Source organism: Curvibacter lanceolatus ATCC 14669 (genome assembly GCF_000381265.1).
In the GTDB taxonomy this organism is placed as follows: domain Bacteria; phylum Pseudomonadota; class Gammaproteobacteria; order Burkholderiales; family Burkholderiaceae_C; genus Curvibacter; species Curvibacter lanceolatus.
In genome coordinates this window covers 68886-90460 of sequence record NZ_KB906265.1, presented here as the reverse complement: position 1 = coordinate 90460, position 21575 = coordinate 68886, and the positions used below count along the sequence as shown (strand labels likewise).

Below are 21575 nucleotides of genomic sequence, written 5' to 3'. Positions count from 1 at the left end.
GTGTTCAGCGCTCGAACACACGCTCAGGCGTGGGTGATCCAGCTGGCGTGGTCGGGGTGGTCCAGGTGGGGCAGGGTGTTGTAGGTGACCAACGAATGCCGCTTGGGATTGAAGTGGAATTCGGTCACCGAACTGTTGCGGATGCGCAGGTTGAGCTCGATCGTGGCCTCCGGTGTGGTGCCCAGGATGTGGCCCACCGCGGTCGAGATGGGCCCGCCGCTGGAGACCAGCAGCACGTTGCCCTCGCAGTTCTGGCGCACGTGGTCCAGGGCACTGCTCACGCCGTGCACGAAGTCGTTGTAGCTGGGCATGCCGCGCGGGCTGACCACGCCGGCCATCCATTGCGTCAGGCCATCGCGCAACAGGCGGAAGTGGTGCCGGTACAACTCAGGCGTGTCCGGCTTGGGCAGGGGCATGGGGTGGATGGCGTGGATCACCGCCTCGCTGTCGTACTCGTTGAGGCCGGGCCAGAGCACGGGCTGGGCCTGCCAGTCCAGGCCGCGGGCGATGCCGGCAAAGGTTTCCTGGTGGCGGCGCAAGGTGCCGGTGATGACGGCCTGGAATTCCAGACCCTTGCCTTTGAAGTACTCGCCCAGGCGTTCGCTTTGGCGGTGACCGAGCTCGCTGAGGCGGTCGTAATCGTCGGCACCAAACGAGGCCTGGCCATGGCGCACAAGGTAGAGGGTTCCCATGGGCGGATTCTGTCAAGCGCCCTCAGACCGCACAGTCGCCGCGGCGACCGATTCGTCGGAAAACCGTCACCTGGGTGACGGCACTGGGTGGGACTACGCGTGGGCCGGGTGCACCCCAGGTGGGAACGCCGTGGCCTTCAACTGTTGTGCCGACAGGGTTTCAACGCCCAGGGTGCGTTCGCTGGCGTCGAAGAACTCCACCTCGTAGGCCACGCCCTGGCCATGCACATGGATCACTACCCCCAAAGCGCCTGCAGGCAGGCCCAGGTGGGGCAGTGGGCTGGACAGGGCAACCTGACTGTGTTCCTTGAACATGGATGGCTCCTGTTGGGCTTAGCTGGGGTAAGCCGTGATGAGTTTGGCCCAGTGCTGGCTGTGTTCACGCATCCAGACGGCGGTCAGCAAGGGGGGCGGCACACGTCCGATGGGTGTCAGCAGTGGACCGCTAAGAATGTAGCGTTCCCCATACGGCCCGGCAAGCACGTCGATCAGGGTGGCTGATTCGGCATGCATCAACAAGGCCTGCTGCAGTGCAGGCCAGTTTTCCAGACTGAAGCCCATCCGCTGGAAGAAGGCCGCTTTGCCCTGGCTGTTGCTGGGGTGGAGCAGGTACCCGGTCAGTTTCGAGGGGGCGATCCTGCGTTCCTGTGGCAAGTGGATGGGCCGTTGTGACATGCCCAGCACTGCAACATGGCCAAAGCCCCTTTTCGGGAGGTGGCCCTTGGTCGGCCGATCTCCGGCTGACTCGGCGTGACTGACGCTGGTCTCAAGCGCTGCCCAACACCCCAGCCATGACACCGGCATCGACATTGCCTCCCGACAGGGCCAGGCCCGCGGTCTGGCCGCGCAGGGTGCTGCGTTCTTGCAGGGCAGCGGCCAGGGCCGCGGCGCCGGCGCCTTCGGCCACGTTGTGGGTGTCGGTGAACAGGGCCCGCATGGCCTGGGCCACTTCGGCATCCGTGACCTGCACCAGGTGGTCCAGGCCGGGAGCCAGCACGGCCAGGGCGGCGGCATCGGCCACGCGGCAGGCCATGCCGTCGGCCAGCACGGTGCTGACCGGGGCTTCGACCACCCGGCCGGCCGCCAGCGAGTCGGCATAGGTGGTGGCGTGGGCGCTCACCACACCGACGATGCGCACCGGGTGGCCCAGGGCCTGTTTGGCGGCGATGGCCGAGCAGGCGCCCGAGCCCTGGCCGATGGGCACATAGACCACATCCAGGGTGGGCACGGCGCGCAAGAACTCCCACCAATAGGTGCTGACGCCGCGCAGCAGATCGGGGTGGAAGCTGGGCACCATGTGGGCCCCGCGGGTTTGCGCCAGGGCGATGGCGTGTTCGCGCGCGGCCTGGAAGTCGTCACCGTGCTCGATCAGGTTCACCCCCAGGCAGCGCATGGCGGCGTTCTTTTCGGTCGAGTTGCCATGCGGCACGACGATGGTGCAGGGCACGCCATGGGCGCGGGCGGCCCAGCCGATGCTCTGCCCGTGGTTGCCTCGGGTGGCGCTGATCACCTCGTGCGGCAGTTCGCCGCGCCGGGCGAGCTGGTCGAAGTAGGTCAGGCCGCCCCGTATCTTGAAGGCGCCCACCGGCGTGTGGTTCTCGTGCTTGAGCCAGCAGGCAGTGCCCAGGCGCTCGCTCAGCAGGCCCCACTGATATTGGGGCGTGGCGGGGAAGGCGCGGTACACGACCTCGGCGGCCGCTTCGATGTCGGCCAGGCTGGGCAACCCGGTGGGGTGCAGGGCGGTGCTCACAGGTCCACCGTGCCTTCGATGCAGGTCACGCTGGCGCCGCCGACCCAGACCTGTTGCTGGTCGTCGCAGTCGATGTGCACCCGGCCGGCGCGGTCCAGGCAGGTGCCCTGGGCGGCCACGTAGTGGCGCGGGGCATGGCCGTCGGCGATCAGCCACTGGGCCAGGCTGGCGTTCAGGCTGCCGGTGACGGGGTCTTCCAGGATGCCGATGGGGGCGGCAAAGGCACGCACTTCCAGCGTGGGCGCGGTGGCATCACCGGCGGGGGCCGGGCTGCTGCGCGGGGTGGCGCCAAAGGCCCGGGCTTCGCGGTTGGAGCGGGCGATCAGGCCGGTGCGCACCTCGGGGTGGTCGATGGCCACCACCCCCACCTTCTGGCCCAGGGCCTTGAGTTCGAGGTGGTCGGGCTGCAGGCCCAGCACGGTCTGCGGGTGGTCCAGCAACAGGCCCATCCAGACCGGGCCGTTGTCCAGCACCTGGGCCGCCAACACCTGCTGGGGCTTCAGGCCCAGGGCCCGGGCCACCTGGGACAGCACGGTGGGGCTGGGGTCGCTGCGGCGCAACGTGGGGGCGGCAAAGGCCAGGCGCTGCTCGGCGCCGCTGCCTTCGCGCCGGATGCGTACCAGGCCAACACGGCATTCCTGCACCACGTGGGCCGCCGAGCGCGGCTGGCCGCCGGCGCGCAGCCAGGCGTGGCAGCTGCCCAGCGTGGGGTGGCCGGCAAAGGGCAGTTCACCGCCGGGGGTGAAGATGCGCACCTGGTAGTCGGCCCCCTGGGCGCGGCCCGCCTCGGTGGGGGGCAACAGAAAGGTGGTCTCGGACAGATTGGTCCAGCGCGCAAAACGCTGCATGGCTTCGTCGTCCAGGCCGCGGGCATCCAGCACCACGGCCAGCGGGTTGCCGTAACCGGCGGTTTGGGTGAAGACGTCGACTTGTTGGAAAGGGCGTTGACTCATGGGGCACTCGGGGATTCTTGGGGTGAGAAGGTGCCTGCCTCGGGGCAGGGGCTTCATCCCCGAGGCCAGGTGGTCACGTCAGCCCAGCGCCTGGCGCAGGGTCTTGGCGAGGGCGGCGACGCCGATGTTGATCTGCTCGACGCTGGCGGTCACGAAGGACAGTCGCATCGTGCGCGGGTCACCGTGGTCGGCATAGAAGGGGGCGCCGGGCACGAAGGCCACGTTGTTCTCCACCGCCAGGGGCAGCAGCTTCACGCTGTCCAGCCCTTCGGGCAGGCGCAACCACAGGAACATGCCACCCACCGGGCGGTTCCACTGCACGCCCAGGCCGGCGAACTCGCGGTCCAGGGCGGCCAGCATGGCTTCGCACTGGGCCTTGTAGAGGGCGCGGATCTTGGGCACGTGGGTGTCCAGGAAACCGTCCTTGATCACCTCGGCCACCATGCGCTGGTTGAAGGTGGGCGTGTGCAGGTCGGCTGCCTGCTTGGCCTGCAGCAGCTTGGGGTAGATGGCCTTGGGCGCCACGATGTAGCCCAGGCGCAGGCCCGGGGCCAGCACCTTGGAGAACGAGCCCAGGTAGATGGTGTTGTCGGGGTTGCGGGCGGCCAGGGGCAGGGCCGGTGGGGCGTCGAACCACAGGTCGCCGTAGGGGTTGTCCTCGACGATGGGCAGGCCGATCTCGGCGGCCTTGGCGGCCAGGGCGGCGCGGCGCTCTTCGGTCATGGTGCGGCCGGTGGGGTTCTGGAAGTTGGGCAGCAGGTAGACAAAGCGGGCGCGGTCGGCCGCGCTGCCGTCACCGAGGGCCTGGCGGGCCAGGTCTTCGGGGTCTGGGCCTTGATCGTCGCAGGCCACGTTGGCCACCCGGGGCTCCATGGGCGTGAAGGCTTGCAGTGCACCCAGGTAGGTGGGGGTTTCGACCAGGATGCGGCTGCCGGTGTCGATCAGGATCTTGGCCACCAGGTCCAGGCCCTGCTGGCTGCCGGTGGTGATCAGCACCTGGTCGGGGTCGACGTTCCAGGGCAGGTGGTCGGCGATGAACTGGCGCAGTACGGGCAGGCCTTCGCTGGAGGCGTATTGCAGCGCGGCGGCGCCATCTTCGCGCAAGACCTTGGCGCTGGCGGCGGCAAAGGCTTCGATCGGGAAGGTCTTGGGCGACGGCAGCCCACCCGCAAAGCTGATGATGCCGGGCTTTTCCGTGACCTTCAGGATTTCACGGATGGCCGAGGGATTCATCTTTTGGGCGCGTGTGGACAGCGTCCAGCTGGGGGTGCTCATGAGGCGTTTCCTTTCGTTGGCAGGGAGCTCAAAACGTGATTGTCGGTGTTTGTGGGCGCGTTCACCGGCGACTTGCGCCCCAGGAACACGGTCAGCACCACGGCGGCGGCGAACAGCGCGGTGCCCAGGTCCAGCCGCTCGCCCAGCAAAGGCACGGCAAACAGCATGGACAAAAAGGGTTGCAGCAGCTGCACCTGGCTCACGCGCACCGTGCCGCCCAGGGCCAGGCCGCGGTACCAGGCGAAAAAGCCCAGCCACATCGAAAACAGGGCCACGTAGCCGAAGGCCAGCCAGGCCGAGGTGGGCAGGGCCTGCTCGGGCCGGCTGCCCCAGGCCAGCGGCAGCGTCAGGGGCAGGCCCAGCAGCAGGGCCCAGCAGATCACATGCTCGGCCGGCATCTGGCGCGACAGCCGCCCGCCATAGGCATAGCCCACGGCGGCGCAGGCCATGGCCAGCAGCAGCAGGCCGTCGGCCGGGCTCAGGCCCAGGCCGGATCCCCCGGCATGGGTGAGCGCGAACACCACCACCAGGGCACTGCCCAGGCCGGCCCAGGCCCAGAACTGCCACGAAGGGCGCTGCCGGTGCAGCACGGCGCCCACGGCGGCCGTGGCCAGGGGCAGCAGGCCCACGATCACGCTGGCGTGCACGGCCTGCACATGGCGCATGGCCAGCGAGGTGAACAGGGGGAAGCCGAACACCACGCCCAGCGCCGTCAGCAGCAGGGGCACGCGTTGTGCGGCGGTGGGCCAGCGCGCCCGGGTGGCCAGCAGGTACAGGGCCGACAGCGCGGCCGCCACCACGGCGCGGCCCATGGCCACGAACAGGCCGGACATCAGGGGCGCCTCGGGGCTGCCCACGGCCAGCCGGGTCATGGGCAGGGTGAGGGCGAAGATGGCCACGCCCAGGGCGCCCAGCCAGAGGCCGCGGCGCAAGGCCAGATCAGGTTGGGCGGTGGGGCTGCTCACAGCGCGCTCCAGAGCAGCCAGGCCGCCGTGCCCGCCAGGGCCGTGGCCATGATGCGGTTGAACACCAGCAGGCGCTGGCCCTGGGCCAGCCAGTGCCGCAGCATCGAGCCCACCAGGGCGTAGGCCAGGTTGCTGAAGAAGGCAAAGCACAGCATCACCGGCAGGATCAGGAAAAAGCGCTGCAGCGGCTGCGCCTGGCCGGCCACAAAACCCGCCACGATGGACAGGGCCAGCATCCAGGCCTTGATGTTGAGGAACTGCAGCATCACGCCCTGGCCGAAGGTGACCTGCAGGCGCGAGGCGTCGGCCTGGGTCAGCTGGCGGCTGTTCATCAGGCGCGAGGCCAGCCACAGCAGGTAGGCCACACCGGTGGCCAGGATGGCCCAGCGCAAGGCCGGCAGGGCCAGGATCACGGCGCCCACCCCGGCCGAGCACAGTGCCAGCAGCAGCGACCAGCCCACCGGAACAGCCAGCACGAAGCGCATGGCCCGGCGCAGGCCGAAGTTGGCGGCCAGGGCGGTCGACAGCGTGGTGTTGGGCCCGGGGGTGAAGCTGCTGGCGGTGGCCAGCAGCAGCAATGCGGAAAATTCTTGCCAGCTCATGTCGGTCACTTTATAGTTTTTGACCAACACAGACCCAATACAGTTTTGCTGACATTTTCACAATCTGTATTGGTCAAACCTTCAATACAGTTTTGCCCATGCTGACGCGCCACGCCCAACAATCCCTGACCGAACAACTGGTCGAGCGCTTTGCCGAGCGCATCCGCGCCCGCCTGCTGGCGCCCGGGGCACGCCTGCCTTCGGTGCGCGAATGTGCCCGCCAGCAGGGTGTCAGTGCCTACACCGTGGTGGCCGCTTACGACCAGCTGCTGGCCCAGGGCCTGGTGGAGGCGCGGCGCCAGCGCGGCTTCTTTGTGCGCGATCTGGTCAGCCCCGAGCCGCCGGGCCCGACGCCGCAGCGCAGTGTGGCCGCCGGGGTGCTGGGTGAGGGGGTGCAGGCCTTGCCTTCGGGCTCGCATGTGAATGCGGCGGCGCTGATCCGCGGCATGTTCCACCAGGCCTCGAACAAGCCCCAGCCGGGCTCGGGCGTGCTGCCGCCGGACTGGCTGGAGACCACTTTCATGCCGGCGGCCGTGCGCAAGGTGACCAGCACGCGCGCGCTGCAGGAGAGTTCGCTGCGCTACGGCGACCCGATGGGCGATGCCGAGCTGCGCCGGGTGCTGGCGCAGCGACTGGCCGCGCTCAACATCCGGGTGCTGCCGCAGCAGATCATCACCACGGTGGGGGCCACGCACGCACTCGACATCGTGAGCCGCACCCTGCTCAAGGCAGGCGACCCGGTGATGGTGGAAGAGCCGGGCTGGTCGGTCGAGTTTGCCCGGCTCGATGCCCTGGGCATGCGCATCCTGCCCGTGCCGCGCCTGGCCGATGGCCCCGACCTGGCGGTGATGCAGCGCTACTGCGAGGTGCACGCGCCCAAGCTGTTCGTGAGTGTGAGCGTGTTCCACAACCCGACCGGCCACTGCCTGACCCCGGGCAGCGCGCACCGGGTGCTGCAGCTGGCCACCCAGCATGATTTCCACATCGTCGAAGACGACACCTATGGCCACATTGCACCCGACCATGCCACCCGGCTCACGGTGCTCGATGGCTTGCAGCGCAGCATCTACGTGAGCGGCTTTGCCAAGATCCTGGCACCCAACTGGCGGGTGGGTTTTCTGGCCGCGCCGCCGGATCTGGTGGAGCGCCTGCTGGATACCAAGCTGCTGGCCACGCTGACCACGCCTTCGCTGCTGGAGAAGGCGCTGGCCCTGTGCATCGAGCAGGGGCAATTGCGCCGCCATGCCGAGCGCATCCGCACCCGGCTGGATGCGGCCCGGGCCCGCACGGTGAAGCTCGCGCTGCAGGCCGGCTGCACTTTTGTGGCCGAGCCGGCCGGCATGTTCGGCTGGGTGGACACGGGGGTGGACACCGACGTGCTGGCGCAGCGCATGCTGGACGAGGGCTACCTGCTGGCACCGGGGGCGCTGTTCCACGCCAGCCGCAAGTCGGGCACACTGATGCGCATCAACTTTGCCACGGCGCAGGACGCGGCGTTCTGGAAGGTGTTTGCCCGCGTGGTGGGTGAGAGCCGCTGACGCGCTGAGGCGCTGAGGCCTCAGGTGCGGGTGGCGGCGTTGGCCGGCACGTGCTGGCTCAGCAAGGTGTGCAGCAGGGCTCGGTTCAGGTCTTCGGTGTCGAGTTCATGGGCGTGGCGCAGCGCGCGCACGGTGGCCGTGTCGGCGCTGTCCATGGCGCGCGCCAGGTCGAGCGCCGGCTGGTAGGGGCCCGACTGGGTGACATTGGCCGCGTAGATGCGATCGGACAGCGGCAGCCGGTGCAAGATGGTGCCCAGGGGCTCGTTCATCAGCACGTCGAGCTGCGAGAACAGGCCGCACAGGTAGACCTCGCGGCGCAGGTCTTCTTCGATGCCCGCATCCAGGATGTGTTCCATCAGGCGGGCCCGCAGCACCATGCCCTGGCGCACGGGTTGCAGGTTGAGGTCGGTGCCGGCGTGGGGCAACTGGCCGACCAGCCATTTTTCCAGCTGGGTGTAGCCCATCATCATCAGCCCCCGGCGCAGCGAGTCGATGCCGGTGCGCAGGCCCAGAGCGGCCGAGTTGGTCAGGGTCAGGAAGCGGTAGCTCAGGATGGGTTCTTCGCTCAGGATGTCTTCGATGACGTCCATGGACTGGTCTTGCCCGATGGCGCGCAACAGGCGCTCGATGATGCTGCGCGCGGGGGCCAGTTCACGCCCGCGGTGGCCGTACAGCACGTCGTCGTCGGGCCAGCCCAGCAGGGCCAGACCGTGCTTCTGGTCCAGGCAGTGGTCGATCAGGGCGGCGCTGGCGATGTTCTCGTAGTAATGCCCGGGCTGCACCGGGCTGCGCAAAAAAGCCGTGGACGGCGCGTTGGGCTGGCGCTTTTGCTGCAGCGCGGCTTGCAGGGCGGCGGCGGCGTCTTCGGGTTGCAGGCTCAGCAGGCAGCGGTGCACGGGGCGGTCGGGGGCCGGCGGCGGCATGTGGCGCACATCGCCGCGCCAGATCACGCGCAGCCCGCGGCGGTGGGCCTGTACCACGCGGGTCTGCAGGCCTGCATCGGCCTCCAGCCAGTCGCCCGACACCTCGATCTGGGGCGACTGGGCGTCGCCGTGTTCCAGCAGGCCCGCCAGCAGGGCCGGGGTTTCGGCGCTCAGCAGCAGGGGCGGGGCGTCGGCGCTCCAGAGTTCGTCGAGGGTGCGCAGCAGGTGCGGCGCATCGACCGGCATGGCCGGCTCGGGCGCCACGCGCAGCTGCACGCCCGCCAGCTCGCGGTTGCGGCCCCACAGGGGTCGGTAGCCGAGGGTGATGCTGCCGAGGACGGATTGGACCATTCGGTGTGTTACTTCAGAAAATCAAACAAGGACATGCTCTGGATTTGCGCATACGACTTCAGCGCCGCCTGGTAGCCGGTGGTCTGGTTCTGGAAATCCGAGATGCCCTGAAGCATATCGAGATCTTCGGCCCTTGAGCGGTCCCCTTCCAACTGCACCGCCTTGGTCTGCTGGTTCGAGTCGATCACATCGGCCTGGTTCAGGTAGTCGCCGGCCAGGCCTCGAGCGGCCTGCACGGCCACATAGGCGTTGTCGAGCGAGGCCAGCGAGCCGCTGACCGAGGCCTGGGCGCTGGTGCCGCTGCTGGCGTGCTTGATGCCGGCGATGGCGCTGTCCATGACGTCGAAGATCGAGGCCTTGGGCTTGACCGTGAAGCTGTCGCCGGCCGCCGGCGTCCCGGTCAGGGTCATCTGCTGATCAGCATTGCCTGCCCCGCCAAAGGTCACGGTGCTGCCTGACATGGTCAAGCTGCCGGAGGTGGTAGGGGGGCTGGTCGACAGGTTGGTGACGGTGTAGTTGGTACCGGAGGTGAAATTGATCTGGTAGCTGTTGCCGGCCAGCACATTGGGCGAGGTGGGGAGCAGGATGGTGCCGGCGCTGGCCGTGGCGGTACCGGTGTTGCCGGACTGCGCGCTGATGGCAAAGGCGCCTGTGGTGGGCGTGACGTTGGCAAAAGCGGCCTGGCCATCGATGGTGTTGGGGATGGTCAGGTCCGTGCCGTTGGTCTGCCCGCCCAGGCCCGCAAACACCACGCCGGCCGTGGCGTTGGGTTCGATGAAGGGGGTGCTGGTGCTGCCCAGCCCGCCGAACAGGGCCTGGCCGTTGGCGTCGGTGCTGTTGGCGTAGGTGAGCAGCTGGTTGCGCAGCGTGGTCAGCTGCGAGGTGATGGTGCCCAGGTCGCTGGCGGTGTTGGCACCGTTGCCGGCCTGCACCAGCAGTTCGCGGAAGGACTGGATCGCATCGCTGGCCTGGCCGAGCACGGTTTCGGCCTGCGACATATTGTCTTTTTGCAACGACAGGGCCCGTTGCTGGATCGTCACCTGGGCTGAGCGGGTGATGGCGCGCTCGGCCTGGGCGGCGGCCGTGGGGTCGTCGCTGGGCTTGAGCACGCGCTTGCCGGCCGTCAGGTTGCCTTGCAGTTGCGTCAGGCGAGATTGGCGCCCGCCGATGTTGTTGATGGCGGATGCGTAGGCGTCGGCAGATCCGACGCGGGCGAAGAAGTTGGACATGGTGTCTGCCTTTCAGCCACTCAGTGGGTTGGGTCAGCGCATGACCTGCAACAGGGTGTCGAAAATGCTCTGGGCGGTCGACACGATCTTGGCCGAAGCCTGGTAGGCCTGCTGGTATTGAAGCAGGTGGGCGGCCTCTTCGTCCAGATTGACGCCCGAGACCGAGGTGCGCGCGGCTTCGGCGTTGGCTGCGATCGAGCCTGACACATCGGCCGCGTACTGGGCGCTTTGCGCCCGAACGCCGATCTGGGCCATCAGGCCGGCGTACAGGTCCGACATCGGCGTCTTGTCGGCCGTGACGCTGCGCGAGGACAGCCCCAGCATGGACTTGGCGTTGCCGCCGTCATTCTTTTGGATGCCCGTGGTGGGCTGCTTCACCGTGACGCTGTCGCCGGTCTGCGGCGTGCCGTTGAGGGTCAGGTTCCAGCCGTTCCAGCTGATGGGCTGGCCCGGCGTGTAGCTGGCACCCGTGGCCAGGGTGGTGCTGGTGGTGGTGTCCACCACGTTGTACTGGTTGGCACTGGTGAAGGTGATCTGCACCGTGTCGTTCAGGTTGGCGTTGTTGCTGTAGTAGCTGGCCGGACTGCCCGTCTGCAAGGCCCAGCTGGCGGGCGATGCCGGAGAGGCCGCGATCGTCTTGACAGACAGCGTGCCCTGGTTGGCCGCTGCCGGTGTGGCCACGACCGGGTTGGACACCGCCAGCGATGCGGGGGACGACAGGGCCACGCTCATGGCGCTGGCGGCCGTGTCATAGGGGCGCAGCAGGAAGGTGTCGCCGGCGGCACCACCGGCGCTGCTGGGCAGGGCATTGATGGACAGGCCGCCCACGGTGTAGGAGGGCGGTGGCCCCGCGGTGGTGACCATGCTGCTGGTGACGTCGATGGGGCCGTTGGCCGTGTTGGCAATCACTTTGGCGATGGTCGGGCTGCCGCCGGAGGGGGCCCCCAGCGTGATGGAGTAGGTGGCAACGTCCAGGGTCTGGTCGTTGGCCACATAGGCGCCCAGTGCCGCCGCAGGCGCGCTGTTGTTGGCGCCCGCGATGGCGGTCATGGTGATCGGGGCAAACAAGGCCTTGCCGGTGTTGCCGTTCAGGTCCACACCGGCAAAGTGCTGCTCGTTCATGTCGGTGGTCACCGCCACTGCCATGCGACCCAGCAGGTTGCGCGCCTCCGCCAGGTCGGTGTTGTGGAAGCGCAGCAGGCCCACGGCCTCGCCACCGCCCAGGGTGTTCTCGTCGACCTCGGTGGTCTGACCGTTGCCAGCCTGGGTGATCTTGAGCTTGAGTGTGTTGCCATCGCCCGGGAATTCATTGGGCTGGGTGAAGTTCACCGTCGCGGCCTGGGCCCCCAGTACCAGGGGCTGGTTGGCCAGGAAGATGCTGAGGGTGCCGTCGTTCACCTTGACGGTGGTGGTCTGCACCTTCTGGTTGAGCTGGGTGAGCAGGTTGTCGCGCTTGTCCAGCAGGTCGTTGGGCGGCTGGCCCGAGCTTTGGGCGAAGGAGATCTGCGCGTTCAGGCTGGCCAGCTGCTGAGCCAGCGAGTTGATCACGGTCTGGTCATCCTTGAGCTGCAGCTGGGTGTTCTGCTGCAGGTCGCTGAGCTGGGTGCTGGCGCTCTGGAAGCGCGAAGCCATTTCCTGGGCCTGGGTGATGGCCACGGTGCGGGCAGTCAGGTCGGTGGGCGCGTTGGCCACGTCAGAGAAGGCGTTGATCGTGTTGTTGATGGCCTGCCCGAGGCCATTGGTGCCACCCAGGAAGATGTTCTCCATCTGCGACACCTTGTCGGCCCGTGCGGCGTCCAGCGACTTGATGGAGGCGGTGGCGGTGGCCTGCTTGGTCAGGAACTCGTCGTACACACGCTGCACGGTCGAGACTTCGACGCCCTTGCCGATGTAGCCGCTGCCGGTGAAGTCGCCTTGCACCGCGCTCATCACCGCGGTCTGGCGTGAGTAGCCGGCCGTGTTGACGTTGGAGATGTTGTTGCCGGTGACCTGCAGGGCCACCTGGTTGGACATCAGGGCGCGTGCGCCCAGGTTGAGCAGGCCGCCACTCATGCGACACCTCGCCAGGGTTGGTTGCGCTGCAGTTGCTGCGTGGTGTTGATGGCCTTGCTGAGCTTGCTGGCGTAGGACGGATCGGTGGCGTAGCCGGCGCGCTGCAGTTCGTTGGCAAAGGCGACCACCGAGCCGGTCTGCTGGCGGGCGTTGGCGTAGCGCGGGCTCTGGTTGATCAGCTTCGCGTAGTCCTGGAACGATTGCTCGTAATTGTCGTAGGCGCGGAACTTGGCGGTGGTCTTGCGGGCCTCGCCGTTCACGTACTCGGTGGTGGTCACGGTGGCCACTTTGCCGGTCCAGCCCGGCCCGGCCTTGATGCCGAACAGGTTGTACGAGGGGCTGCCGTTGGCGTTCTTGATCTCGTGCTTGCCCCAGCCGGTCTCGTGGCCGGCCTGGCCCAGCATGTAGCTGGCCGGAATGCCGCTTTGCTGCTCCACCTTGGCGGCGGCACCCTGCAGGCGTTGCACGAAGGCGGCCTGGCTGGCGGTGGTCTTGACCGGGGTCGTTGACGTGGCCGAGGCCGGGGCGGCGCCCTGCGACTTGCCGGGCAGCACGCCGCTCATGCGGTTGCCCAGCGACAGCGTGCTGGGGGTCTCGAAGGCCGGGGTTTCGGGCACGCCCATCTGGCGCGACAACTGCTTGGCAATCAGGTCGGACAGGCCGCCGGGCTTGCCCGACATTTGCACCGAGAACTGCTGGTCGAGCATGTCGGTGCCCATGTTCTCCTGGGCGCTGTCGAGCATGCCTGACTTCATCGTGGCCTCGCGCATGCTCTTGAGCATCTCTCGCATGAACAGCGATTCGAACTGCTTGGCCGCCTCCTGGATCGCGGCAGGATCTTTTTGCCCGGCCTGGAGCTTGAGGTTGTCGAGCGACCTCGAGTCCGTGGCGAGCTGGTTGTTGACCAGCGGCGAGAGTGCCATGTCAGATCACCTCCAGCTCCGCGTTCAGGGCCCCTGCGGCCTTGATGGCTTGCAAAATGGCCAGCAGGTCCTGCGGGGTGGCGCCCAACGCGTTGAGGGCGCGCACCACATCGGCCAGTTGCGGCGAGGCCGGCAGGTTCATGATGATGCCCGGATCCTGCTTGATCTGGATATCGGCTTTCTGGGCCACCACGGTCTGGCCGCCCGACAGGGCATTGGGCTGGCTGATCACCGGGGTCGAGCTGATGGTGACCGACAGGTTGCCGTGCGCGATGGCGCAAGGGCCCAGGGTCACGGCCTGGTTGAGCACGATGGAGCCGGTGCGCGTGTTCATCACCACCTTGGCGGCGGGCACCATGGATTCGATCGACAGCTCTTCCAGATCGGCGATGAAGTTCACCCGGGCATTGGGGTCGTTGGGCGCCTTGACCTGCACGGTGCGGCCGTCCAGGGCGCGGGCGATGCCATTGCCCAGCTTGTTGTTGATGGCCGCGGCCACGTGGCGGGCGGTCTGGAAGTCGGAGGCGTTCAGGCCCAGGCTGATGGTGTCGCCATCCTGCAGCGGGGTGGGCACCGAGCGTTCGACCTGGGCGCCGCCCGGGATGCGACCCGCGCTCAGGTGGTTGATCTGCACTTTGCTGCCGCCGGCCGAGGCGCCAGCGCCGCCCACCACCAGGTTGCCCTGGGCCAGGGCGTAGATCTCGCCGTCCACACCGCGCAGCGGGGTGGTGACCAGGGTGCCGCCCTTGAGCGACTTGGCGTTGCCGATGGAAGAGACGTTGATGTCAATGGTCTGGCCGGGCTGGGCAAAGGCCGGCAGCTGGGCGGTGACGATCACCGCGGCCACGTTCTTGAGTTGCAACTGGGCCGAGCCGGCGGGCAGGGTGATGCCCAGTTGCTGCATGTAGTTGGACAGGCTCTGGGTGGTGTAGGGCATCTGGGTGGTCTGGTCACCCGTGCCATCCAGCCCCACCACCAGGCCATAGCCGGTCAGCGAGTTGCTGCGCACGCCCTGGATGGCCGCCACTTCCTTGATGCGCACCGCCTGGGCGGGCAGGCCGGTCAGGGCCAGGGCGATCAGAACCAGGGTCGCCAAGCCGCGGACCCAGGGGCGGGCGTCTGGCCTGGCGCTTGTGAATGCGAGCATGGAGTTCATGCTTCACATTCTGGGAGCTTTCAGAACGGGCTAAGCGTCGAAAAGAATCGGGACAACCAGCCAATTGTCTGGGCTTCGTCGGCGCCGCCGCGGCCCCGCGAGTGGATGCGCACATTGGCCACCTGGGTGGAGGCCACGATGGAGCCCGGCTGCAGCGAGCGCGGATCGACCGTGCCCGAGAACTTCATCACGTCGACCGTCTGGTTCAGGCCGATCTGCTTTTCGCCACTGACCACCAGGTGGCCGTTGGGCAGCACGTCGATGACGGTGGTGGTGATGGTGCCGGTGAAGGTGTTGGCGGCTTCGACATCGCCCTTGCCGGAGAAGGTGTTGTCGGTGGTGGCGCCCAGGTTGAGCTTGCCGGCCGTGGAACTGGACAGGAACGGGAAGGCCGAGATTCCCGACGAGGTGTTGGACTTGCGCGCCGTGTCGGTGGACACCTTGGTGCTGGCCGTCACGCTCTCGACGATCTGGACGGTGACCACATCGCCCACCAGACGGGCGCGCCGGTCTTCGAAGGCGGGGCGGTAGGCCGAGGTGCGGAACAGGCTGCCGGCCGAGGCGGGTGCCGCGTGGGCCATGGGGGCCAGGTCGGGTGGGGTGGTGGGCAGCACATCGACCTTGGGCACGGGCGCCAGGGTTTCGCAGGCGGTGCACAGGGCGGCCACGCAGGCGAGCAGGGTCAGGCGCAGGGTGGGCCGGCGGGCCAGGGCGGAAAGGGGGGTGTTCATGGCAGTCCTTCAGGCGGGGCAGAGGGCTTGGCGCAGGCTCAGACTCAGATCTGGCTGAGCTTTTGCAGCATCTGGTCGGTGGTCTGCACCGCCTTGGAGTTCATTTCGTAGGCGCGCTGGGTCTGGATCATGTTGACCAGCTCTTGCACGATGTTCACGTTCGAGGTTTCGACAAAGCCCTGCATCACGGTGCCCAGGCCGTTGGCGCCCGGGGTGCCGGTGGCGGGCTGGCCCGAGGCGGCCGTCTCGGCATACAGGTTGCCGCCCTTGGGCTCCAGGCCGGCGGGGTTGACGAAGTTGGCCAGGGCAATGGTGCCCATGGGTTGGGGCGCCGTGTTGCCGGGGATGGTGGCGGTGACCACGCCGTCGGCGCTGATGGACACGCTTTGGGCTGTGGCCGGGATGGTGATGCCGTTGGCGATGGGCAGGCCGGCCGAGGTGACCAGGCGGCCTTGCGAATCCAGCTGGAACGAGCCGTCTCGCGTGTAGCCGATGGTGCCGTCGGGCATGGTGACCTGGAAGAAGCCATTGCCCTTGACGGCCACATCGAGCGAATTGCCCGACTGCTGCATGCTGCCCTGGGCAAAGGAGCGGGCGGTGGCCACGGTGCGCACCCCCAGGCCGACTTGCAGGCCGGTGGGCAGTTGCGATTGTTCGGTGCTGTTGGAGCCGACCTGGCGCAGGTTCTGGTACATCAGGTCTTCGAACACGGCGTTGGCGCGCTTGAAACCGTTGGTGGAGACGTTGGCCAGGTTGTTGGAAATCACGTCCAGCTGGGTTTGCTGGGCTTCCATGCCGGTCTTTGAAATCCAGAGCGAATTGATCATGAGGGTTCTCCTGGTGCGCTGTCGGCTCAACCTTGCACGTTGAGCAACTGGCTGGCGGCCTTGTCGTTGCTCTCTGCACTGGTCAGCAATTTCATGTTGTTTTCGAACTGGCGGGCGGCCTGGATCAGGCCGACCATGGCTTCGACCGAGTTCACGTTGGAGCCTTCGAGGGCGCCGGTCTGCAGTTTGGCGGTGGCGTCGGCGTTCAGCGGGTTGCCGGAGGCGGCACGGAACAGGCCGTCCGCGCCGCGGCGCAAGGGGTCGTCCGCCGTGGGCGTGACCAGCTTGAGCCGACCCAGGGTGTTGGGCGGCTGTCCGGCGGTCTTGGCCGAGATGGTGCCGTCGTTGCCGATTGACAGTTCGGCATTCGGCGGTACGTCGATGGGGGCCCCCCCGTCTGACAGGATGGGCAGGCCGGCGGTGTTGACCAGGGTGCCGGTGGACGAGATCTGCATGGCGCCGTTGCGCGTGTAGGCCTCGGTGCCATCGAGCCCTTGAACCGAGAACCATGAGTTGCCCTGGGTCATGGCATCCATGGTGTTGTTGGTGCGCTGGGCTGGGCCGGCGCTGTTCTTGTAACCGGTGGTGGTTTCCAGGGCGAACACCCGGGTGCTGGCCCCCGAACCTTCCAGAGGCACCGAGCGGTACGCCGTCATCTCGGCCCGAAAGCCGTTGGTGGAGGCGTTGGCCAGGTTGTTGGACAGCACGCTGGTCAACTGCGTGGCCGCGTTGGCGCCCGTCATCGCGGTGTAGATCAAACGGTCCATGGTGGGCTCTCAGGGGGGCGGGGTGGCAGCGCTGACGTCAGGATCAGCGCAGGTTGACCAGGGTGTTCATGATCTGGTCTTCGGTCTTGATGGTCTGGGCGTTGGCCTGGTACGAGCGCTGCGCCGTCATCATGTTGACCAGCTCCTGGGTCAGGTCGACGTTGGACTCTTCCAGGGCGCCGGCCTGCAGGGCACCGAAGTTGCCACTGCCAGGGGTGCCCTGGGTGGGTGGGCCGGAGGCGAAGGTTTCCTTCCAGTCGCCGCCATTGACCTGCATCAGGCCCTGGTTGTTGCGGAAGCTGGCCAGGGCCAGTTGACCGGCCGACTGGGTGGTGCCGTTGGAATAGCTGGCCGTCAGGGTGCCGTCGGCACCGATCTTCACGCCCGTGAGCTTGCCGTCGGCATAGCCGGTCTGGGCCACGTTGTTGGTGGCGAAAGCCGAGGCGAACTGGGTGGTGCCCGTCAGATCCAGGGTGAACTGCACCTGGTTGGCCCCATCGGCCGGGGTGGCCGGGCCGCTGATGGCGATCTGGCCGTTGCCCGCCACCGTGGTGTCCAGCGCGCCGCTGGCGGTGAACTTCAGGGTGGCCGGGGTGGCGGCGGTGATCGCGCCGGTGTCGGTCTTGGTGTAGACGTTCCAGGTGCCGGCCGTGGCGGTCTTCTGGAAGTAGACGGAGACCGGCACCGTGTTGCCCAGCGAGTCGTAGGCATTGAAGGTGGTGCTGTACTGGCCCAGCAGGGGGTCGGCTGCGGTCAGCGTGGTGTCCACCGTGGCGTTGGCCGGCAGGTTGAACTTGGCCGTGGCGCCGTAGGTGGTGGGCGAGGTGCTGGTGTCGTCGGCCGTGGCCTTGGCTGCGATCGAGCCTGAGGTGGGCAGGGTCAGCGGGGTGGGGCTGGTGCTCAGGGGCTTGCCGGTGGTGGGGTTGGTCTGGTAGCCCAGCACCTTGGCACCGTTGTTGGTGACGATGTAGCCGTTCTTGTCGAGTTTGAAGTTGCCGGCCCGCGTATAGCCGGCAGAACCATCGGCCTCCTGCAACTGGAAGAAACCATTGCCGTTGATGGCGGCATCGAGGTTGTTGCCGGTGATGTTCAGCGTGCCCTGCGAGAACTGCTGCGACACGGCGCCCACGGTGACGCCGATGCCTGCGTTGTCGCCGCCCGACACCCCGATGGCCGAAGAGACAAGCTCCGAAAATTCGGCGCGCGAGGCCTTCATGCCGTAGGTGTTGGCGTTGGCGATGTTGTTGCCGATGACGTCAAGGCCCTTGGAAGAGGCGTTGAGTCCCGAGAGTCCTGCTTGAAAGCCCATGTTGTGCTCCTTGGATGCGAGAGGGGGGACGTGGATCAATAGACCGAAACGATCTTGTCGTAGCTCACCGTGCCGCCGTTTTGCAGCGAGATGGCCAGGGCGCCGTTGCTGGTGCCCACTGAGCTGACCACGTCGTGCGAGTAGGTGGTGGGGGTGACGCTGGCGCTGCCGTTCTTGGCCGTGACCGAGAACTTCAACGGACCGGTGCCCTTGTAGGAAGAGGCATCCCAGGTCACGTCGTGGCGACCGGCGCTCTGGGTGCCCATGGGCACCGTGGCCACCAGCGAGCCACTGGCGTCGGTGATCTGCACTTTCACATCGGCGGCATTGCTGGGCAGATCGAAGGTGCCGGTGGCGGTGGCCTTGCCTGCGCTTGTGCCTGTGCCGGCGGTGATCGTCATGGTGTCGCCTGCCGTGAGCACCTCATGGCCGATCAGGCCACCCCCCTGCATCAGCTGCATGGACGAGAACTGGCTGGCCATGGTCTGCATGGTGGTGTTGAGCTGCTGGATGCCGGTGACGGTGTTGATCTGTGCGATCTGCGAGGTCATCTGGGCGTTGTCCACCGGGTTCATCGGGTCCTGGTGGGTCATCTGGGCCACCAGCAGCTTCAGGAAGCGGTCTTGCTGGTCGGCCGCGCTGGTGGTGTTGATGCCATTGGCACTGGTGCTGCTCGACGTTCCGCTGGTGGCCTTGGCCCCGGTGCTGGTGGCGTACGAGTAGCCGTTGGTGGCGTCAAAGGAGATGGTCATGGTGAAAGTCCTGTTGGCCGGTGTTTAGGAACCCATTTGCAGGGTCTTGAGCAGCAATGACTTGGCGGTGTTCATCACTTCCACGTTGTTCTGGTAGCCGCGCGAGGCCGAGATCATGTTGACCATCTCTTCCACCGGGTTCACGTTGGAGTGCGCGACAAAGCCCTCGGCATCGGCCATCGGGTGGTAGGGGTCGAAATCCTTGCGGCCCGGGGTGTTGTTTTCGGTGATGGAGGTGACCTTGACCCCGGCGGTGGTGCCGTTGTCGGCCATGGGCACGGTCTGGAACACCACCTGTCTGGCCTTGTAGGTCTGGCCATCGGGTCCGGCCACGGCATCGGCGTTGGCCAGGTTGCTGGCCACCACGTTGAGGCGCTGCGACTGCGCGCTGATGGCGCTGCCGGAGACGTTGAAGATCGAGAACATCGACATGGTGGTCTTTCCTGTTCAGTTCAGCCGTTCACTGGCCCTGGATGGCGCTCAGAATGGTCTTGGTGTAGCCATTGATGAAACGCAGCGTGGCCTCGTAGCGGACCGAGTTGTCGACAAAGTTGGCGCGTTCGCGGTCCAGGTCCACCGTGTTGTTGTCCATGGCGGGTTGCGAGGCCACGGTGTATCCCTGTTGCAGCGAGGTGGTCGACAACACAGGCAGCGGGATGTGCCCGGGCTGGCTCATGCCGGCCGCGGCGGCGGCGCTGCCGGCACTGGCTGCGGCGTCGCCCGACGGGCTCATCTTCAGCGTCAGGTCCGACATGGCGTTGATGTCACGCATGGCATCGGCGAACTTGAAGTCACGGGCCACGTAGCCGGGGGTGTCCGCGTTGGCGATGTTGCTCGCGATCGTCCGTTGACGTTCGGAGCGCAGGGACAGTGCCTTGGCCTGAAAGTCGATGGGTTGGGTGATCTTGTTGAGCATGTCGGGTCTCGCGGGGTTGGCGGTCTGGGTGGCGGTGGGTTCTCCGGGTTGCTGTCGATTATGGAAATCCGGCCTGTTGCCGATCAGCCGATGAAGCCGCGGAAAGGCCTGTTGTTTGATCGATCCGTGCCGGGGCCGCGCCCTACAGTTGCCGTGTCAAAAGGCCGTCAGGCCGTGTCCGGAGAACGCCATGAACCCATCCCCAGCCCTCAGCCCCCGAGTCACCCGCAGCTGTCTGCAACGGCTGGCCGCCTGTGTGCTGCCCCTGGCCGGCCTGCTGCTGGGGGCCTGGAGTGCCCCGGCCGGGGCGCAGGCCAATCTGGACAGCGAGGCCACCCGCCTGACCCAGCAATGGATCGACCAGGAACTGGCGCGCAGCCAGTCCACCCAGGCCATGCCTTTGCGCATGGAGGTGGTGGTGGGCTCGCTCGATGAACGTCTGCGCCTGGCGCCCTGCGCCAAGGTGGAGCCCTATCTGCCGGCGGGGCAGCGCCTGTGGGGGCGAACCCGCCTGGGTTTGCGCTGCACCGATGGGGCTGTGCGCTGGAATGTGTTCCTGCCGGTGCAGGTCAAGGCTTACGGGCCGGGCTGGGTTCTCAAGGGCAATGTGGCTTCGGGCGCCGTGCTCAACCCCGGTGACGCGATGGAGGCTGAGGTCGACTGGGCGGCCGAGAACGCCGCCATCGTGTCCGACCCTGCGCAGTGGGTGGGTCAGGTGGCTGCTCGCATGCTGCTGCCAGGGCAGGCGTTGCGCCAGTCCATGGTCAAGCCGCCGCAGGCCTTCGCTGCGGGCACCCAGGTGCGCGTGGTGGCCCAAGGCCCGGGGTTTCAGGTCACGGCCGATGGCCAGGCCCTGGGTGCAGGGGTGGTGGGGCAGTTGGTCCGCGTTCGCATGGAGAACGGCCGTATCATGAATGGCACGGTGTTGGATCGAAACACCGTTCAGGTTGAGATCTGAAGGTCTTCTGCACTCTTTTTTCAGGCGATTTTGACAATTGGGCTAAAGTTTCTCTGCCGCAGGTCGAAGAAAAGGCCACGGTACTCCATCAATAGGGGTCTTGGAGAGAACGATGAAAATTGGTCAAACGCCAGACATCCCTGTTGCACTCACATCAACAGGGACGCAAGTCACAGGTCAGGGGTCGGCGGCCCCTCCGGTCAAGAAGCCCAGCAACTCGACCACGGGAACCTCGGTTTCGGTGTCCAGCCTGGCTCAGACACTGGGGTCGGGTTCGACCGACGGTGACATCGACATGGACAAGGTCAACGCAGTGCGCTCGGCCATCGACAACGGCACCTACAAGGTGAACGCCGGTGCGATCGCAGACAAACTGTTGTCCAACGCGCAGGAAGTCCTGCAGCGTGGAGCTTCTCAGTAAGCACATGCTTACTTAACTTGAATTGGAATCGCGGTGACGAATCGGCTTGCGTTTGACGCCTTGCTCTCCGGTGTGGAGGTGCAGCTGGACGCGATCGCCCAAGCCTTGGGTGGGCAAGACCCTGATCAGCTGGAGGCCAGTTCGCAGGCCTTGCGTGATGTCACCCTGCAGTTGACCCGGATTGCTCTGCCCACGGCGCAGGACAGAAGCCCGGAGCTGAACCAGCGCATGCAAGCCATCAGCGCTCGATTGGCCGTGCTGCGGGAGAGTCTGCAGCGTTTGGCGGTGCATGCAGAACGGGCTGTGACCACGCTGCTGCCCCGTGCGGGCGACGGGGCCACCTACGGCAAATCCCTGGGTCGGGGCCCTGCGGGCCTGACCAAAGCCTATAAATCCTGAGAATTCGATGACGCGCGGGCTGTTGTGAGCCCGCTCAGGCCAGGCCTGATGCGTCGTTGCGCCACGCGCGTGGCCTGAAAGAGGGC

At 67.0% G+C, this 21575-nt stretch carries 24 protein-coding genes; 4 read left to right on the top strand and 20 right to left on the bottom strand.

All coding sequences use genetic code 11. The features are described from left to right. Positions 1–23: 23 nt before the first annotated feature. From F624_RS0120870 to F624_RS0120835, 8 genes are all read right to left on the bottom strand, one after another. Complete coding sequence (locus F624_RS0120870) at positions 24–692, bottom strand: histidine phosphatase family protein (RefSeq protein WP_019576297.1); 669 nt, start codon at positions 690–692, stop codon at positions 24–26. 93 nt (positions 693–785) lie between these two features. Beyond that, positions 786–1007, bottom strand: coding sequence for a DUF4926 domain-containing protein (locus F624_RS0120865; protein WP_019576296.1), 222 nt, complete (start codon positions 1005–1007; stop codon positions 786–788). A gap of 18 nt (positions 1008–1025) precedes the next feature. Then, entirely contained in the window at positions 1026–1346 is a 321-nt protein-coding gene (locus F624_RS32705; RefSeq protein WP_157443548.1) for a DUF6883 domain-containing protein, read from the bottom strand. Positions 1347–1458: 112 nt separating this feature from the next. After that, positions 1459–2442 (bottom strand): threonine dehydratase, encoded by a 984-nt coding sequence (locus tag F624_RS0120855; protein ID WP_019576294.1) that lies wholly within the window; start codon positions 2440–2442, stop codon positions 1459–1461. Beyond that, on the bottom strand, positions 2439–3395 hold the full coding sequence (locus F624_RS0120850; RefSeq protein ID WP_019576293.1) for a PhzF family phenazine biosynthesis protein: 957 nt from the start codon (positions 3393–3395) through the stop codon (positions 2439–2441). Before F624_RS0120850 ends, F624_RS0120855 begins: the two co-directional genes overlap by 4 nt. A gap of 78 nt (positions 3396–3473) precedes the next feature. Next, a complete protein-coding gene (locus F624_RS0120845; RefSeq protein WP_019576292.1) occupies positions 3474–4670 on the bottom strand; it encodes an aminotransferase-like domain-containing protein in 1197 nt (398 codons plus the stop codon). Then, on the bottom strand, positions 4667–5635 hold the full coding sequence (locus F624_RS0120840; RefSeq protein ID WP_019576291.1) for a DMT family transporter: 969 nt from the start codon (positions 5633–5635) through the stop codon (positions 4667–4669). Before F624_RS0120840 ends, F624_RS0120845 begins: the two co-directional genes overlap by 4 nt. After that, the gene (locus F624_RS0120835; protein WP_019576290.1) at positions 5632–6237 is read right to left on the bottom strand and encodes a LysE family translocator; all 606 of its coding nucleotides are present in this window, start codon (positions 6235–6237) and stop codon (positions 5632–5634) included. Before F624_RS0120835 ends, F624_RS0120840 begins: the two co-directional genes overlap by 4 nt. Positions 6238–6335: 98 nt before the next feature. Here F624_RS0120835 and F624_RS0120830 point away from each other — a divergent pair, with 98 nt between their 5' ends. Continuing rightward, positions 6336–7775, top strand: a complete 1440-nt coding sequence (locus F624_RS0120830; protein ID WP_019576289.1) for an aminotransferase-like domain-containing protein — start codon at positions 6336–6338, stop codon at positions 7773–7775. A 20-nt stretch (positions 7776–7795) separates the two neighbouring features. Here the strand turns inward: F624_RS0120830 and F624_RS0120825 are convergent, their stop codons facing one another. Genes F624_RS0120825 through flgB form a run of 12 tightly spaced genes read right to left on the bottom strand, consistent with a single transcriptional unit; the run spans position 7796 to position 19711 of the window. Beyond that, on the bottom strand, positions 7796–9049 hold the full coding sequence (locus F624_RS0120825; RefSeq protein WP_019576288.1) for an HDOD domain-containing protein: 1254 nt from the start codon (positions 9047–9049) through the stop codon (positions 7796–7798). A gap of 8 nt (positions 9050–9057) precedes the next feature. Next, the gene (flgL, locus tag F624_RS0120820) at positions 9058–10278 is read right to left on the bottom strand and encodes a flagellar hook-associated protein FlgL (RefSeq protein WP_019576287.1); all 1221 of its coding nucleotides are present in this window, start codon (positions 10276–10278) and stop codon (positions 9058–9060) included. A gap of 33 nt (positions 10279–10311) precedes the next feature. Beyond that, complete coding sequence (gene flgK / locus F624_RS0120815; RefSeq protein ID WP_019576286.1) at positions 10312–12330, bottom strand: flagellar hook-associated protein FlgK; 2019 nt, start codon at positions 12328–12330, stop codon at positions 10312–10314. Continuing rightward, positions 12327–13253: a flagellar assembly peptidoglycan hydrolase FlgJ gene (flgJ, locus tag F624_RS0120810; RefSeq protein ID WP_019576285.1), complete on the bottom strand. Its 927-nt coding sequence runs from the start codon at positions 13251–13253 to the stop codon at positions 12327–12329. The genes flgK and flgJ overlap by 4 nt, the downstream gene beginning before the upstream one ends. A gap of 1 nt (position 13254) precedes the next feature. Beyond that, complete coding sequence (locus F624_RS0120805) at positions 13255–14409, bottom strand: flagellar basal body P-ring protein FlgI (protein WP_019576284.1); 1155 nt, start codon at positions 14407–14409, stop codon at positions 13255–13257. A 20-nt stretch (positions 14410–14429) separates the two neighbouring features. Further along, positions 14430–15140: a flagellar basal body L-ring protein FlgH gene (locus F624_RS0120800; protein ID WP_019576283.1), complete on the bottom strand. Its 711-nt coding sequence runs from the start codon at positions 15138–15140 to the stop codon at positions 14430–14432. A gap of 44 nt (positions 15141–15184) precedes the next feature. Then, positions 15185–15967, bottom strand: coding sequence for a flagellar basal-body rod protein FlgG (flgG, locus tag F624_RS0120795; protein WP_027476397.1), 783 nt, complete (start codon positions 15965–15967; stop codon positions 15185–15187). A gap of 26 nt (positions 15968–15993) precedes the next feature. Next, a complete protein-coding gene (locus F624_RS0120790) occupies positions 15994–16734 on the bottom strand; it encodes a flagellar basal body rod protein FlgF (RefSeq protein WP_031255738.1) in 741 nt (246 codons plus the stop codon). A 43-nt stretch (positions 16735–16777) separates the two neighbouring features. After that, positions 16778–18043: a flagellar hook protein FlgE gene (gene flgE / locus F624_RS0120785; protein ID WP_019576280.1), complete on the bottom strand. Its 1266-nt coding sequence runs from the start codon at positions 18041–18043 to the stop codon at positions 16778–16780. Positions 18044–18078: 35 nt separating this feature from the next. Next, positions 18079–18795 carry a flagellar hook assembly protein FlgD gene (locus F624_RS0120780; protein ID WP_019576279.1) on the bottom strand — a complete coding sequence of 239 codons (717 nt, stop codon included), beginning with the start codon at positions 18793–18795 and terminating at the stop codon, positions 18079–18081. A 24-nt stretch (positions 18796–18819) separates the two neighbouring features. Continuing rightward, a complete protein-coding gene (gene flgC, locus F624_RS0120775; protein WP_019576278.1) occupies positions 18820–19227 on the bottom strand; it encodes a flagellar basal body rod protein FlgC in 408 nt (135 codons plus the stop codon). Positions 19228–19255: 28 nt separating this feature from the next. Continuing rightward, entirely contained in the window at positions 19256–19711 is a 456-nt protein-coding gene (gene flgB / locus F624_RS0120770) for a flagellar basal body rod protein FlgB (RefSeq protein WP_019576277.1), read from the bottom strand. A gap of 190 nt (positions 19712–19901) precedes the next feature. Between flgB and flgA the strand changes: the two genes are divergently transcribed. The 3 genes from flgA to F624_RS0120755 all read left to right on the top strand — a co-directional run bounded on the left by flgA (position 19902) and on the right by F624_RS0120755 (position 21489). Then, on the top strand, positions 19902–20669 hold the full coding sequence (flgA, locus tag F624_RS0120765; RefSeq protein WP_031255736.1) for a flagellar basal body P-ring formation chaperone FlgA: 768 nt from the start codon (positions 19902–19904) through the stop codon (positions 20667–20669). A 112-nt stretch (positions 20670–20781) separates the two neighbouring features. Beyond that, positions 20782–21090, top strand: a complete 309-nt coding sequence (flgM, locus tag F624_RS0120760; RefSeq protein ID WP_031255734.1) for a flagellar biosynthesis anti-sigma factor FlgM — start codon at positions 20782–20784, stop codon at positions 21088–21090. 33 nt (positions 21091–21123) lie between these two features. Continuing rightward, a complete protein-coding gene (locus F624_RS0120755) occupies positions 21124–21489 on the top strand; it encodes a hypothetical protein (protein WP_031255731.1) in 366 nt (121 codons plus the stop codon). Positions 21490–21575 lie beyond the last annotated feature (86 nt).

Coding starts and splice junctions, on each gene's coding strand:
- F624_RS0120790 (WP_031255738.1), bottom strand. CDS start 16,734: ATGGACCGTTTGATCTACACCGCGATGACGGGCGCCAACGCGGCCACG.
- flgA (WP_031255736.1), top strand. CDS start 19,902: ATGAACCCATCCCCAGCCCTCAGCCCCCGAGTCACCCGCAGCTGTCTG.
- flgC (WP_019576278.1), bottom strand. CDS start 19,227: ATGTCGATGTTCTCGATCTTCAACGTCTCCGGCAGCGCCATCAGCGCG.
- F624_RS0120800 (WP_019576283.1), bottom strand. CDS start 15,140: ATGAACACCCCCCTTTCCGCCCTGGCCCGCCGGCCCACCCTGCGCCTG.
- F624_RS0120780 (WP_019576279.1), bottom strand. CDS start 18,795: ATGACCATCTCCTTTGACGCCACCAACGGCTACTCGTACGCCACCAGC.
- F624_RS0120805 (WP_019576284.1), bottom strand. CDS start 14,409: ATGAACTCCATGCTCGCATTCACAAGCGCCAGGCCAGACGCCCGCCCC.
- F624_RS0120825 (WP_019576288.1), bottom strand. CDS start 9,049: ATGGTCCAATCCGTCCTCGGCAGCATCACCCTCGGCTACCGACCCCTG.
- flgK (WP_019576286.1), bottom strand. CDS start 12,330: ATGAGTGGCGGCCTGCTCAACCTGGGCGCACGCGCCCTGATGTCCAAC.
- F624_RS0120870 (WP_019576297.1), bottom strand. CDS start 692: ATGGGAACCCTCTACCTTGTGCGCCATGGCCAGGCCTCGTTTGGTGCC.
- flgL (WP_019576287.1), bottom strand. CDS start 10,278: ATGTCCAACTTCTTCGCCCGCGTCGGATCTGCCGACGCCTACGCATCC.
- flgE (WP_019576280.1), bottom strand. CDS start 18,043: ATGGGCTTTCAAGCAGGACTCTCGGGACTCAACGCCTCTTCCAAGGGC.
- F624_RS0120830 (WP_019576289.1), top strand. CDS start 6,336: ATGCTGACGCGCCACGCCCAACAATCCCTGACCGAACAACTGGTCGAG.
- F624_RS0120850 (WP_019576293.1), bottom strand. CDS start 3,395: ATGAGTCAACGCCCTTTCCAACAAGTCGACGTCTTCACCCAAACCGCC.
- flgB (WP_019576277.1), bottom strand. CDS start 19,711: ATGCTCAACAAGATCACCCAACCCATCGACTTTCAGGCCAAGGCACTG.
- F624_RS0120835 (WP_019576290.1), bottom strand. CDS start 6,237: ATGAGCTGGCAAGAATTTTCCGCATTGCTGCTGCTGGCCACCGCCAGC.
- flgG (WP_027476397.1), bottom strand. CDS start 15,967: ATGATCAATTCGCTCTGGATTTCAAAGACCGGCATGGAAGCCCAGCAA.
- flgJ (WP_019576285.1), bottom strand. CDS start 13,253: ATGGCACTCTCGCCGCTGGTCAACAACCAGCTCGCCACGGACTCGAGG.
- F624_RS0120865 (WP_019576296.1), bottom strand. CDS start 1,007: ATGTTCAAGGAACACAGTCAGGTTGCCCTGTCCAGCCCACTGCCCCAC.
- F624_RS0120845 (WP_019576292.1), bottom strand. CDS start 4,670: ATGAGCACCCCCAGCTGGACGCTGTCCACACGCGCCCAAAAGATGAAT.
- flgM (WP_031255734.1), top strand. CDS start 20,782: ATGAAAATTGGTCAAACGCCAGACATCCCTGTTGCACTCACATCAACA.